Here is a 13,987-nt window from a genome sequence, read left to right on the forward strand (position 1 = left end):
AGATGCGGATGGCGGCCAGATGGATATAAGGCAGTGGCCTAAACTTCTACTCTGTCGCGCCCGGCACGCTTTGCACGATAAAGCGCCTCGTCTGAAATCAGAAGCAGCCTATCGAGCGTGTAATGTGGCTTGGCAGTTGTGACGCCAATGCTCGCGGTTACTTCATATGAAACAGGAACGCCTGCAAATCTGGCCTCCCTGATCGCCATCCTGATCTTGTCCGCCAATTGTGTTGCGGCAGCTAGATTGGTTCGCGGAACAAGCACCACAAATTCCTCTCCGCCCAGCCTGGCGCAAACGGCGCTTGAACCAGCAGCCTTGAGGATAATCATCCCTAAGCCTTTAATTACGCTATCCCCGACAGGATGACCATATGTATCATTAACGCTTTTGAAATGATCGATGTCGATCAGGAGAAGGCTTAAAGGTGCCTCCTCTTCATTCTGCATCAACTTGTCCGCACGTTCAACGAACCCGCGCCGATTCAAAAGATTGGTCATAGAATCCATAGAACGCTCTTCTTCAAGCGTAAACAATCTGTCGCTCACCACAACTGCCAATAGCGCCAGCGCAAACGCTACGCCCAATACCGCCAGAGAAAACTGTAGCGCTAGCCAGAATACCGACGCGCTGAAATCCGGCACGACCGCAGGCATTCCTTTGGTAGTCAGCATCGTTCGAATGAAGAATTGGCTCGCAAAAGCCAAAAGTACCCAGAAAAATACTTTTTCCGGCATCATTCCCCAGCGCAAAAAACGCAGACGCCATGATGTGAAAAGAAACATCAACCCGAAACCAAAATTCAGAATATAGATACGGGTAAGGAGATTTCGGTCTATGTAAAAATAATAGGCAACACCACCTACAATCAAAAGCAGTGCAGAGAAATACAACATTCTATTTATCATCTGCCCACTACGCCGAAGCAACCCATTGCAGACGAGTAATACGCTGGTCGTATAAAAAAAGGCAGAAATAACAGCGTTCAATCCCAGGTCGAAAGGAATTCTCAGCATTTGCGAGAGCGCGCCCAGACAGAACAGAAAATTTGCCACGGCAAAGAAAAGAAGATGCTTGTGTCTTTTGTCAGAAGCCCAGAACGCAAAAAAGCATATTGCAAAAACCAGCAATATGCTCGGTCCTAGAAGGACTAACGGATTAGACGGAACAAGCATTTCAGTCTGATTTACAACAATTGGAAACTTCTATGTGGTGGAAAAATTCTATTTGCCATTAGCAGCGCCAGTTATGCAAGGCAAGTACGGCCAAGCCAAACTCGACCGCATGCTTGTCAAGGAAGCCCATTTGTAGAGCGTGACCGATGTCACATCGCAACCAAGAGTGCCACTAATCTTCTACGCTATGGTTTCGCGGACATCACGGAAAGCGTGGGAAATGAGCCATACAATCTTGCTGCCGAGCCAACCGTAACCGATCACGCCAACGCTGTATTCGACAGCCACTTTCGACGTCTCCCAGCTAGACAGGTCTTTGGTGAGGCGATGGTTCCCATTCAAGCTGGCAGAATGCGCGATGCGGAAAACTCCGACAAAGGTCCTATAATCGTCGTTTGCAGAACCAAAAAATGGACCCGAAAATCGCAATCGATTTTCGGGTCACATTATAACTATGCGATGAGAAGTTGCAGCTTACCACCATTTCTTCGGGGTGAAACGACCGGCGGCATTTTCGATAACGCTTGCGGCCTGAAACAGCGTTTCTTCCTCAAACGGCCGGCCGATAAGCTGGAGGCCCAGCGGCAGGCCCAGATCATTCAGACCGGCAGGAACTGCGATGCCGGGAAGCCCGGCCATGTTCACAGTCACGGTGAATATGTCATTGAGGTACATCTTGACCGGATCACTTGCCAGCTCCTCATCGGCCAGACCGAAAGCCGCCGAAGGCGTAGCCGGTGTCAGAATCGCCTGAACGCCCTGCGCGAACACATCCTCGAAGTCTTTCTTGATCAGCGTGCGCACTTTCTGCGCCCGCAGATAATAGGCATCATAATAGCCAGCCGAAAGCACATAGGTGCCGATCATGATGCGGCGCTTCACTTCCGCGCCAAAACCGGCTGCGCGGGTCTGCTCATACATATCCGCAATGTCCTTGCCCGGAACACGCAGGCCGTAACGCACACCATCATAACGGGCCAGGTTGGACGAAGCCTCGGCAGGCGCCACGATATAATAAGCGGCAAGCGCATATTTGGTATGCGGCAGCGAAATATCGATAATTTCTGCGCCGGCATCCTTCAGATACTGAATGCCCTTCTGCCAGAGTTCCTCGATTTCGCCGGGCATGCCGTCGATACGATATTCCTTGGGAATACCGATCTTCATGCCCTTCACGGATTTACCGATAGCAGCTTCATAATCGGGTACGGGCAGATCAACGGATGTCGTGTCTTTCAAATCGACCGAAGCCATCGATTTGAGCAGGATGGCGGCATCGCGCACGTCGCGCGCAATGGGGCCAGCCTGATCGAGCGAAGACGCAAAAGCCACCGTGCCCCAGCGCGATACGCGACCATAGGTCGGCTTGATGCCAACGGTGCCCGTAAACGCGGCTGGCTGGCGGATCGAGCCGCCGGTGTCGGTCGCCGTCGCGCCAGCACAAAGCTGCGCAGCAACAGCAGCAGCCGAGCCGCCGGACGAGCCACCCGGCACGAGATCGGCATTGGAGCCATCCGCACGCCACGGATTCTTCACCGGGCCGTAATAGGAGCTTTCATTGGACGAACCCATGGCGAATTCGTCCATGTTAAGCTTGCCCAGCATGACCGCACCATCATCCCAGAGATTGGCAGTGACGGTCGATTCATATTCCGGCTTGAAACCATCGAGAATATGCGAGCAGGCCTGTGTGTGCACGCCCTTGGTGGCAAACAGGTCCTTGACGCCAAGCGGGATGCCTTCGAGCGCGCCAGCCTCGCCGCTGGCGATACGGGCATCGGATGCCTTGGCCATTTCGCGCGCCCGATCGGAGGTCACGGTGATATAGGCGTTGATGGCTCCGTTGGCAGAATCAATTGCCCCAAGATAGGCTTCGGTCAGTTCGGTCGCGGTAATGGCCTTGGTCTTCAGCCTGTCGCGCGCTTCGGCAATGGTCAGTGCGGTCAATTCGCTCATGGTAAATTCCTGTCAATACGCCGTGGCTGGAGCATTTCCGGTAAAGGTGCTTAGCGGTTAAGCGGGTTCAAACGGCCTTATTCGACGACCTTCGGCACCACGAAGAAATTCTCTTCCGTAACCGGCGCATTGGCGACGATGGTATCGGCGATGTTGCCATCCGTAACCGCATCTTCACGCAGACGCATCTTCATCGGCGTAACCGAGGTCATCGGCTCCACACCCTCGACATCGACTTCGTTCAATTGCTCGACAAAACCCAGAATTGCATTGAGTTCTCCGGTCATACGCTCGGCGGCATCCTCGCTGACAGCGATGCGCGCGAGATGCGCGACGCGCTTGACGGTGGAAATATCGACGGACATCCTGTTCTCCGCAAATGCTTGTTCAGAGCGCTATGCATCCAAATGGACGCATAGCGCTCTGATGAAAGGTTCTTTGTTACCGGCTATAACGGCGCGTTTGTTGAAGCGCAACATTTCTTGCGCTTCAATGCCTATTAGAAGCTGTGCACAGTACCGGCAGGATCGGCCAGAATTTTTGTTTTCGTCTGTCCGGCCATGCCAGCGATAAAATGTTCTGCTGTCTGTTCGATGATCGGAAAAGACGCATAATGGCACGGCAGCACGGTCTTGAAATTGAAATAACGCTGGCAGGCGAGCGCCGCCACGGCTCCGCCCATGGTGAAGCGATCACCGATCGGCACAATGCCAATTTCGGGCTGGTGCAATTCGTTGATCAACGCCATATCGGAGAAAATATCGGTGTCCCCCATATGATAGAGTGTCGGCGCATCATCAAAATGGAACACCAGACCATTGGGATTGCCGAGCGCCTGCGAAACGCCGTTTTCGGTCAGCATGGCAGAGGAATGCAATGCATTGACGAAGGTGATCGTAAATCCGTCATGCGCAATCGTGCCGCCGGTATTGCCGGGGTCGACCTTTTCCACGCCCTGACTGCCAAGCCAGCTTGCCAGATCCGCATTGGCGATGACGGTCGCACCGCTTTCTTTTGCAATGGCGACCGTATCGCCGACATGATCGCCATGGCCATGCGTCAGCGCGATATGGGTAACGCCCTTTGTCGCTTGAGCATAATCAATGTCCTTTGCACCGGGATTGCCATTGAGGAAAGGATCGATGAGGATAACCGCATTCGCAGTTTCGACGCGAAAGGCGGCATGGCCCAGCCAGGTGATTTTCATAAGATCTCTCCTTTGAACTCGATTTCCCGTTTGTGAACAGATATGACGCCGATAAGCTTCAAGGCAATAAGCTGTGTTCAGAATCTCCGTTCAGAACCTGTGAGGACCGATGGCCACTATTGAAATAGAAGATATTGCGGACATTCTGCAACCTGGACAGACCATTGCGGGATTGGATCTGGGAACAAAAACCATCGGTCTTGCCGTATCCGATCTGGGGCTTTCCTTCGCCCATCCCCGTCCGGTTATCAAACGGGTCAAGTTCACCATCGACGCGCAGGTGCTTTTGAAAGCGCTGCAAGCCGACAGGGTAGGCGTCATCATTATCGGCCTGCCGATGAATATGGATGGCAGCGCAGGACCGCGCGTTCAGGCAACGCGCGCTTTCGTGCGCACCATGCAGCCTTTGACCGACCTGCCTTTCGTCTTCTGGGACGAGCGGCTTTCGACCGTTGCCGCCGAACGCGCACTGATCGGCATGGATGTCTCGCGTGGCAAGCGCGCAGAACGCATCGATTCGGCTGCCGCCGCCTTTATTCTTCAAGGCGCGCTCGACCGGCTGCACACGCTTCGCTCCAGTCAGGACAATGATCACGACGCTGGGTAAAGCTGGTCGAGCAAACGACTGGCATTATGGCGCGCATCCAGCATGCCGTAAGTCGTGCGCCATTGACCGCCAAGCCGCGTATCGATGAACGCATCGGCAATATCGTCCGCACCAAGCTGACGCAGTTCGGCGGCAGCGGCGGCAAACGCCAGTTGCTCGGTCAGAAGCCGCGCCACACCCTGATCTGTTTCGGTCAAGTGCAATGCTGCCTGCAAGACATCGATCGTGCCCTGCCCGCGCACGCCAAGCTGCGCGCTGATCCAGTCCAGCACCTCGTCAAAAAGCGCAGGCGCACGCGATAGAACCCGCGCCACATCCAGCGCCATAACATTGCCGGAGCCTTCCCATATCGCATTGACCGGGGCCTCGCGATAGGCGCGCGCCAGATTGCCATCTTCGATATAGCCATTCCCGCCAAGGCACTCCATGGCCTCATAAAGCAGCGCAGGCGCGATCTTGCAGACCCAATATTTGACCACCGGCGTCATAGCGCGCGCGAAAGCAGCTTCCGCGCGGTCGGTTGCCGCCATATCGAACGCGCGCGCCAGCCGCATGGAAAGCGCCGTAGCAGCAGCGACATCCAGCGCCATATCCGCCAGAACGCGGTTCATCAAAGGCTGTTCGATCAATGTCTCGCCGGAAACTTGCCGATGGCGGGCATGGTGCACTGCTTCGGCAAGGCCCGAGCGCATCAGCCCGGCAGAGGCGACCGCGCAGTCAAGCCGCGTCAGCGTCACCATATCCATAACCGTCTTCACGCCCTCGCCGGGATTACCGACCATATGACCGACGGCCCCGTCGAATTCGACTTCAGCGGACGCGTTGGAACGGTTGCCGAGCTTGTCCTTAAGCCGCTGGAACATAAAGCCATTACCCGTCCCCCCATCAGTCAGGCGCGGCAGCAAAAAGCAGGAAAGCCCTTCATCTGCCTGTGCCAGTACAAGAAATGCATCGGACATAGGCGCAGACATGAACCATTTATGGCCCGTTATGGTATAACTACCGTCATCATTACGGACCGCGCGTGAGGTATTGGCCCGCACATCGGTGCCGCCCTGCTTTTCGGTCATGCCCATGCCGAGGGTCAGGCCGAGCTTGCTCAAGGCGGGCTTTTGCGAAGAATCATATTTTCGCGACAGAATGTGCGGCGACCATTCCTTGTAGAGATCGGGTGCGCCCATAACGGCGGCGAGCGATGCATTGGTCATGGTAAGCGGGCAAAGATGGCCCGCCTCAAGCTGCGCCGTCAGATAGAAGCGCGCCGCGCGTGCCTGATGGCGGCGACCTGTTTCAACCGGGTTGTCTTCCCATATCGAGCAATGCAGCCCCTGCGCAATCGAACGGCGCATCAAGGCGTGATAGGCAGGGTGATACTCCACCAGATCGGCACGTCTGCCCTGTCGGTCATGGGTACGCAGTTTCGGCAGTTCCGTATTGGCCAGCCGCGCGAGATCCTGCGCCTCAGGCGACAAGACGAAACGGCCGGTCTGCTCCAGATCCGCGTGCAATTCCTTGGGAAAGCGCGCTGAAATCTGCATCAGAAGCGGATCGCCCAGATAAGCATTTGTGCCCGTCATCGGCGGGGTCTGGTTGGTGACTTCGTGCGTTTTCACAGGCTCATCCGTTGGTTTGACTCGGTTTACCTTAAGCTTTTTGCCCTTTATTTCCTAAAATTCTCCCTCATTGATGGTATTTATATCCACAAGATCACAGGTTTTTCTTTTGGAATCGGTCAAAGCCATTATAAGGGCGGTTGCGGTCCCGCTTTCCCGGCCTTATACGGATGACTTGCCATGACAAAACAACCGGCCTCTCCGCTTTTTCCTCATCGCCACCTGCTTGGCATCAAGGGGCTATCGCCTCTGGACATTCTTTGCCTGCTCGATCTTGCCGATCAGGAAGTCGCTGTCTCCCGACAGTCTGAAAAGAAAAAGTCCGTGCTGCGCGGCCGCACACAGATCAATCTCTTCTTTGAAGCATCGACGCGAACGCAGTCTTCGTTCGAGCTGGCCGGAAAACGGCTCGGCGCAGATGTGATGAATATGTCGGTCGGCAATTCGTCGGTCAAGAAAGGAGAGACGCTGATCGATACGGCCATGACGCTCAATGCCATGCAGCCCGATATTCTGGTCATTCGCCATGCGTCTGCCGGTGCCGCTGCACTGCTTGCACAAAAGGTCGGCTGCTCGGTGGTCAATGCAGGTGATGGCGCACATGAGCATCCCACGCAGGCACTGCTCGATGCGCTGACCATCCGTCGCGCCAAGGGCGAGATCGAAAACCTGATCATTGCCATTTGCGGCGATGTGCTTCACTCCCGCGTAGCCCGTTCCAACATATTGCTGCTCAACGCGCTGGGCGCGCGCGTGCGGGTCGTGGCTCCTTCCACGCTGCTGCCCGCTGGCATGGCCGATATGAGTGTCGAGGTCTTCAACACTATGGAGGAAGGGCTGAAAGACGCCGATGTCATCATGATGCTGCGTCTTCAGCGCGAGCGCATGGCAGGCGCCTTCGTACCCTCGGTCCGTGAATATTTCCATTTCTACGGCCTCGATAATGAAAAGCTCAAATATGCCAGGCCCGATGCGCTCGTCATGCATCCCGGACCGATGAATCGCGGTGTCGAGATTGCCTCCGATGTGGCTGACGGCCCGCAAAGCGTGATCCAGCAACAGGTGGAAATGGGCGTGGCTGTGCGTATGGCCGTCATGGAAGCCCTGCTTGATCCCCGGAGAAATCCGAGCGGCGAAGGAGAACGGGCATGAACACCATCCTGTTTGAAAATGCCCGTATCGTCGACCCTTCGCGCGGCCTCGATGAGGATGGAAGCCTCCTGATTGCTGACGGCATAATAATCGCCAGTGGCGCGGATGCCCGCAATCAGGGCGCCCCGGAAGGCGCGGAAATCGTCGATCTGAACGGTATGGCCATTCTGCCCGGACTGGTCGATTCGCGTGTTTTCATCGGCGAACCGGGTGCCGAGCACCGCGAAACCATCGCATCGGCCAGCCGTGCGGCGGCAGCAGGCGGCGTCACCTCGATCATCATGATGCCGGATACCGATCCGGTAATCGACGATGTAGCGCTGGTCGAATTCGTCAAGCGCACCGCACGCGACACGGCGATCGTCAATGTTCACCCCGCAGCTTCCATCACCAAGGGCTTGCGTGGCGAGGAAATGACCGAAATCGGCCTGCTGCGCGAAGCCGGTGCGGTCGCCTTCACCGAAGGCCGCAACACCATAGTGAATACGCAGCTGATGCGCCGCGCATTGACCTATGCCCGCGATTTTGGAGCCGTTATCGCCTGCGAAACCCGCGATCCCTATCTTGGCGCCAATGGCGTGATGAATGAGGGCCTGTTTGCAAGCTGGCTTGGACTTTCGGGAAGCCCACGCGAAGCGGAAGTCATCCCGCTTGAGCGCGATCTGCGCCTGGCAGCCCTCACCGATAGCCATTACCATGCAGCCCAGCTTTCCTGCGCCATGTCGGCGGAGGCGGTGCGCCGCGCGAAAGATCTCGGCACGAAGATCACTGCCGCGGTTTCAATCAACCACCTGTCGCTCAATGAAAACGACATCGGTGAATTCCGCACTTTCTTCCGTCTCTCGCCGCCTTTGCGCAGCGAAGAAGACCGCCTTGCCATGGTCGAGGCCATCAAGAACGGCACTATCGATATTGTCGTTTCCGCGCATGACCCGCAGGACGTGGACACCAAGCGTCTGCCTTTCGCCGATGCGGAAGCCGGTGCAATTGGCCTTGAAACGCTGCTGGCGGCGGCTCTGCGGCTCTATCACAATGAAACCATTCCGCTCCTGCGTCTTGCGGAAGTGCTGTCCACCGCTCCGGCACGGATTTTCGACCTTGAGGCTGGCACGCTGAAACCGGGCGCGAAGGCGGATATGACCATTGTCGATCTGGACGAGCCATGGATCGTTCGCGAACAGGATCTGCATTCGCGCTCAAAAAACAGCTGTTTTGAAGGCGCTCGCTTTCAGGGGCGGGTCGTCCGTACTATAGTCGCTGGCAAAACCGTGTATTCGGCTGGATAATTAAAGGGGAATTATATGGCCGGAACGGATCTGTTCAGTCTGCTCGCTGCCGCTTCGCTGCTTTTCGGCTATATTCTCGGCTCCATCCCTTTCGGGCTGATCCTGACCCGCCTTGCCGGCCTCGGGGACGTGCGCGCTATAGGTTCCGGCAATATTGGCGCAACCAATGTGCTGCGCACGGGTAACAGGAAACTTGCCGCCGTAACGCTTCTGCTCGACATGCTCAAAGGCACTGCCGCAGTGCTGATCGCCTCACGCTATGGCGATTATGCCGCTATTGCCGCCGGTTTTGGCGCATTTATCGGCCATCTCTTTCCCGTCTGGATCGGTTTTAAAGGCGGCAAGGGCGTCGCAACTTATCTGGGCATTCTGATCGGGCTTGCCTGGCAGGGCGCGCTGGTCTTCGCAGCAGCGTGGATTATCACCGCTCTTCTGACGCGCTATTCCTCACTTTCAGCGTTGATCGCCAGCGTTGTTGTACCGATTGCGCTTTATGTGCATGGCGATCAGGGAATCGCAGTGCTTTTCACCGTGCTGACAGTCATTGTTTTCATCAAGCATCGCGCCAATATAACGAGGCTTCTCGATGGCAGTGAAAGCAAAATCGGGAGCAACGAAGGTAAAGTCGGGGCCAAGGGATGAAAGAAAGGGCGAATTCACACACCGGGATTCGTCTTTCCGACCGCCAGCGGCTCAATTGGCTGCGTCTTTTCCGCACGGACAATATTGGCGCTGTCACCTTTCGCGACCTGATTCTTTTTTGTGGTTCCGCGGCCAATGCGATAGAAAGACTGCCCGATCTCAACATTCGCGGCGGCAGCGCGCGGCCCATGCACGTGACCTCCATAGAAGATGCAGAACGTGAACTGGCAGCCATCGAGCGTATGGGGGCTCGTCTCGTCGGCATGGGCGAGCCGGATTATCCGCAACAGCTCAAAAACTGCGAAGCGCCGCCACCCCTGGTCATCGTCAAGGGCGACACAAATATATTTCGCAAGCCCCCGGTCGCGATTGTGGGTTCCCGCAACGCGTCGGTAATCGGTGCGCGCTTCACCGAAAGACTGGCACGCGATCTGGGAGAGGCCGGTTTCGCAATCATTTCGGGACTTGCGCGCGGAATCGACGCTGCGGCGCATAAGGCCAGCATGGCAAGCGGAACCGTGGCAGTGCTTGCAGGTGGCCTCGACAGGCCCTATCCAGCAGAAAATCTGCCACTCTATCGCGCCATACCCGAGCATGGCGGCGCACTTATCACCGAAATGCCCATGGGCGCAGAGCCGCGCTCGCGTGATTTCCCCCGCCGCAACCGCATCATTGCGGGGCTGTCGTTGGGCCTGATCGTGGTGGAAGCGGCGGAGCGTTCGGGCTCGCTTATCAGCGCCCGCATGGCTGGAGAAATGGGCCGCATCGTCTTCGCTGTGCCCGGCTCGCCGCTCGACCCGCGAGCGCGCGGCACCAATGCCTTGCTCAAACAGGGCGCCACACTCGTCACCCATGCCGATGACGTTATCGAAGCCCTCGCGCCTTTGATGCCGACAGGCGAAATCGATATGGAACCGGCACAATCCAGTCTTCTGACGCAGATCGATGAGGCGCCGGCTTCCCTGCAGCCCTATACGACCGACAGGGAGCGCGATCTTATCATCGAGGTACTCGGCCCCACGCCCATCGACATCGATTCTCTCGTTCGCTATACGGGTATCAATGCAGATACCGCACAGCTTGTCCTGCTGGAACTCGACCTTGCGGGCCGACTTTTACGTTATCCCGGCAACCAGGTTGCACTCGCTCCAACCGAAGAAAAACTACAAAGTCAGCTGCTCATATGAATGGTTTGTCAGGCTGCGAAGTGCTGTTGTCCCGCGCTTCCTGCAATGCCATATCAATCATATAAACAAGTAAATGGCAGTCGGTCGTTCTCGCCAGCTTGACCAATTCTTCCAGCATTTCTTCGAGATAGGCGAGAGTTTCCTTATGAGTTGCCTGCCTTTGATCCATTATCGCCCCCAAGACTGTTCGGTTTCCCCTTAGAGCATATTTCAATCCGGGTGAACCGGGTCGACCCTTCGGGGGCATTATGCGCGCATTAAGTTCCGAAAAACGACCCATCACTTTTCGGAAGGCACTCCAATCCAAGCCTCCTATCCGGATCACCCTTTCTGATACAGGCAATGAGGATACCACCACTGGTTACATGTACTTCAATATCAATCTTTAGTTGTATTTATGGGAATTTTGGTGTCCCACCCTTGACCAAACGCCAGCCACTGTTCATGTGGAAGGCAACTAATTGTGCGCGACAAAGGATATTTTGTCCTGACAGGTCGCGAATTTGGATTGCTTGAATGAACGTCGTCGTCGTCGAATCGCCTGCCAAGGCTAAAACTATCAATAAATATCTCGGTCCGGACTATAAGGTTCTGGCCTCATTCGGTCATGTGCGAGATCTGCCAGCCAAGGACGGCTCCGTCCGCCCGGATGAAGATTTCGCAATGTCTTGGGAAGTCGATAGCAGTTCTTCCAAAAGACTGGCGGATATTGTCAAAGCGCTGAAAGATAGCGACGCCCTTTTTCTCGCGACCGACCCTGATCGCGAAGGCGAAGCCATTTCCTGGCATGTCCTGGAAGTGCTCAACCAGAAAAAAGCGCTCAAGGGCAAGACGGTCAAGCGTGTGGCATTCAACGCCATCACCAAAAAGGCGGTTCTCGACGCCATAGCCAATCCGCGCGATATCGATGAACCCTTGGTCGATGCCTATCTCGCGCGTCGCGCGCTCGATTATCTTGTCGGCTTCACCCTCTCGCCGGTTCTATGGCGCAAGCTGCCCGGCGCGCGTTCCGCCGGTCGTGTGCAATCCGTGGCCTTGCGCCTCGTCTGCGATCGCGAAGCGGAGATCGAACGCTTCATCCGCGAAGAATACTGGAACGTCGCAGCACTTCTCAAAACACCGCGCAATGACAGTTTCACTGCGCGCCTGACAGTGCTTGACGGCAAAAAACTCGGCAAGCTCGATATCAAGAACGCCGAACAGGCAACCGCCATCCGCACCATGCTGGAAGGCGCAAGCTTCAAGGCCGTTTCGGTTGAGGCAAAGCCCACCAAGCGCAATCCCGGTCCGCCCTTCACCACCTCGACGCTGCAACAGGCGGCATCGGGCCAGCTCGGCTTTTCTGCATCCCGCACCATGCAGGTCGCACAGCGCCTTTATGAAGGCGTGGACATCGGCGGCGAGACCGCTGGCCTGATTACTTATATGCGTACCGACGGCGTGCAGATAGCGCCGGAAGCGATCAGCGCCGCGCGCGATGCCATCGGCAAGAGTTTTGGCGCGCAATATGTGCCGGAAAAGCCGCGTTATTATTCAAGCAAGGCCAAGAATGCGCAGGAAGCGCATGAAGCCATCCGCCCCACGGATTTTTCGCGTCACCCCAGGGATGTGCGCGCCTTTCTCGATCCCGATCAGGCAAAGCTTTATGAACTGATCTGGAAACGCGCAATCGCCAGCCAGATGCAGGCAGCCGACATCGAGCGCACGACCGCCGATATCGAAGCGATCAACGGCGCGAAATCGGCCATGTTGCGCGCCAATGGATCGGTCACAAAATTCGACGGCTTCCTCGCCGCCTATATAGATCATCGCGAGGAAGAAGACGATGATGAGGACAGCGCAAAGCTGCCGGAAATCCGTTCCGGCGAAGCGATTGCGCGCGAAAAGATCGATGCGACACAGCATTCGACCGAACCGCCGCCACGTTACTCCGAAGCCTCGCTTATCAAGAAGATGGAAGAGCTGGGCATTGGCCGTCCCTCGACCTATGCCGCGACGCTGGCGACGCTGCGCGACCGCGAATATATCACCATCGACAAGCGCAAGCTGACGCCCGAGCCAAAAGGGCGGTTAGTGATATCGTTCCTTGAAAGCTTCTTCAAACGCTATGTGGAATATGATTTCACCGCCGATCTTGAAGAAAAGCTCGACCTGATTTCCGATGGCAAGCTGTCATGGAAAGACGTGCTGCGTGATTTCTGGCGCGATTTTTCCGGCTCGGTGGACGATATCAAGGAACTGCGCGTTACCAATGTTCTCGACGCGCTCAATGAAGAACTGGCCCCAATGGCTTTTCCGGATCGGGGAGACGGTAGCGACCCTCGTTCCTGCCCGGTCTGCGGCAATGGCCAGCTATCGCTGAAGCTGGGCCGGTACGGCGCATTTGTCGGCTGCTCCAACTATCCCGAATGCAAGTTCACGCGGCAATTGGGCGGCGAGGCCAATGGCGAGGCGGCGGCTTCGGACGAGCCAAAATCACTGGGCAAGGATCCATTCACCGGCGAGGAAATAACCTTGCGCACCGGACGTTTTGGTCCCTATGTCCAGCGCGGCGAAGGCAAGGAAGCCAAGCGCGCAAGTCTGCCCAAGGGCTGGACGCCCGATACGCTGGACCATGAAAAGGCGGTGGCGCTTCTGTCGCTGCCGCGCGATGTCGGCCAGCATCCTGAAACCGGCAAGATGATTTCGGCTTCCATTGGGCGATATGGCCCCTATGTCAGCCATGACGGCACATTCGCAAATCTCGAAAATGCCGAGGAGGTATTCTCCGTCGGTATTAATCGTGCGGTTTCCGTGCTCGCCGACAAGCAATCCAAGGGTCCAGGACGCGGACGCTCGACGCCAGCGGCACTGGCGACGCTCGGCGATCACCCCGATGGCGGGCCGATTACCGTGCGTGACGGGCGTTATGGTCCCTATGTCAATTGGGGCAAGATCAACGCGACCCTGCCAAAAGGCAAGGACCCGGCCAGCGTGACGCTTGAAGAGGCACTGGCGCTGATTACGGAAAAAGCGGGCAGCACCAAAGCCAAAAAGGCCCCGGCGCGCAAGACCGCAGCAAAGTCCGCCAGTACCGAGAAAAAGACGGCAACAAAGAAAACCGCCGCAAAAAAGCCCGCTGCCAAGACAAAGGCCAAGGCGAAAGCGGCAGAGGAGTAAGAA

General features: G+C 56.4%; 12 protein-coding genes. 6 read left to right on the forward strand and 6 right to left on the reverse strand.

Translation table 11 applies throughout. From position 1 onward, the window contains the following. Positions 1–38 precede the first annotated feature (38 nt). The 4 genes from KUG47_RS07290 to KUG47_RS07305 all read right to left on the reverse strand — a co-directional run bounded on the left by KUG47_RS07290 (position 39) and on the right by KUG47_RS07305 (position 4,338). Entirely contained in the window at positions 39–1,130 is a 1,092-nt protein-coding gene (locus KUG47_RS07290) for a GGDEF domain-containing protein (RefSeq protein WP_254799353.1), read from the reverse strand. Positions 1,131–1,649: 519 nt separating this feature from the next. Continuing rightward, complete coding sequence (gene gatA, locus KUG47_RS07295; RefSeq protein ID WP_217677282.1) at positions 1,650–3,131, reverse strand: Asp-tRNA(Asn)/Glu-tRNA(Gln) amidotransferase subunit GatA; 1,482 nt, start codon at positions 3,129–3,131, stop codon at positions 1,650–1,652. A 77-nt stretch (positions 3,132–3,208) separates the two neighbouring features. Further along, positions 3,209–3,496, reverse strand: coding sequence for an Asp-tRNA(Asn)/Glu-tRNA(Gln) amidotransferase subunit GatC (gene gatC / locus KUG47_RS07300; protein WP_217677283.1), 288 nt, complete (start codon positions 3,494–3,496; stop codon positions 3,209–3,211). Between the two features lie 134 nt (positions 3,497–3,630). Continuing rightward, a complete protein-coding gene (locus tag KUG47_RS07305) occupies positions 3,631–4,338 on the reverse strand; it encodes a metal-dependent hydrolase (protein WP_217677284.1) in 708 nt (235 codons plus the stop codon). 109 nt (positions 4,339–4,447) lie between these two features. Between KUG47_RS07305 and ruvX the strand changes: the two genes are divergently transcribed. Beyond that, complete coding sequence (ruvX, locus tag KUG47_RS07310; RefSeq protein WP_217677285.1) at positions 4,448–4,945, forward strand: Holliday junction resolvase RuvX; 498 nt, start codon at positions 4,448–4,450, stop codon at positions 4,943–4,945. Here ruvX and KUG47_RS07315 read toward each other — a convergent pair. Next, a complete protein-coding gene (locus tag KUG47_RS07315) occupies positions 4,930–6,558 on the reverse strand; it encodes an acyl-CoA dehydrogenase family protein (protein ID WP_217677286.1) in 1,629 nt (542 codons plus the stop codon). The two genes, ruvX and KUG47_RS07315, sit on opposite strands and share 16 nt — an antisense overlap. A 180-nt stretch (positions 6,559–6,738) precedes the next feature. Between KUG47_RS07315 and KUG47_RS07320 the strand changes: the two genes are divergently transcribed. From KUG47_RS07320 to dprA, 4 genes are read left to right on the forward strand one after another with little or no spacing between them, the layout of a single operon-like run. Then, a complete protein-coding gene (locus KUG47_RS07320) occupies positions 6,739–7,710 on the forward strand; it encodes an aspartate carbamoyltransferase catalytic subunit (RefSeq protein ID WP_217677287.1) in 972 nt (323 codons plus the stop codon). Beyond that, positions 7,707–8,996, forward strand: a complete 1,290-nt coding sequence (locus tag KUG47_RS07325; RefSeq protein WP_217677288.1) for a dihydroorotase — start codon at positions 7,707–7,709, stop codon at positions 8,994–8,996. Before KUG47_RS07320 ends, KUG47_RS07325 begins: the two co-directional genes overlap by 4 nt. Before the next feature lie 15 nt (positions 8,997–9,011). Then, positions 9,012–9,638 (forward strand): glycerol-3-phosphate 1-O-acyltransferase PlsY, encoded by a 627-nt coding sequence (gene plsY / locus KUG47_RS07330; RefSeq protein WP_217677289.1) that lies wholly within the window; start codon positions 9,012–9,014, stop codon positions 9,636–9,638. Beyond that, entirely contained in the window at positions 9,635–10,825 is a 1,191-nt protein-coding gene (gene dprA, locus KUG47_RS07335) for a DNA-processing protein DprA (protein ID WP_217677290.1), read from the forward strand. The genes plsY and dprA overlap by 4 nt, the downstream gene beginning before the upstream one ends. Here the strand turns inward: dprA and KUG47_RS07340 are convergent. After that, complete coding sequence (locus KUG47_RS07340) at positions 10,818–10,994, reverse strand: hypothetical protein (RefSeq protein WP_217677291.1); 177 nt, start codon at positions 10,992–10,994, stop codon at positions 10,818–10,820. The genes dprA and KUG47_RS07340 overlap by 8 nt on opposite strands. A gap of 347 nt (positions 10,995–11,341) precedes the next feature. Between KUG47_RS07340 and topA the strand changes: the two genes are divergently transcribed. Beyond that, positions 11,342–13,984, forward strand: a complete 2,643-nt coding sequence (gene topA / locus KUG47_RS07345) for a type I DNA topoisomerase (RefSeq protein WP_217677292.1) — start codon at positions 11,342–11,344, stop codon at positions 13,982–13,984. The last annotated feature ends 3 nt before the right edge of the window (positions 13,985–13,987 follow it).

The sequence above is a fragment of the Falsochrobactrum tianjinense genome, assembly GCF_019100495.1.
GTDB lineage: Bacteria > Pseudomonadota > Alphaproteobacteria > Rhizobiales > Rhizobiaceae > Brucella > Brucella tianjinense.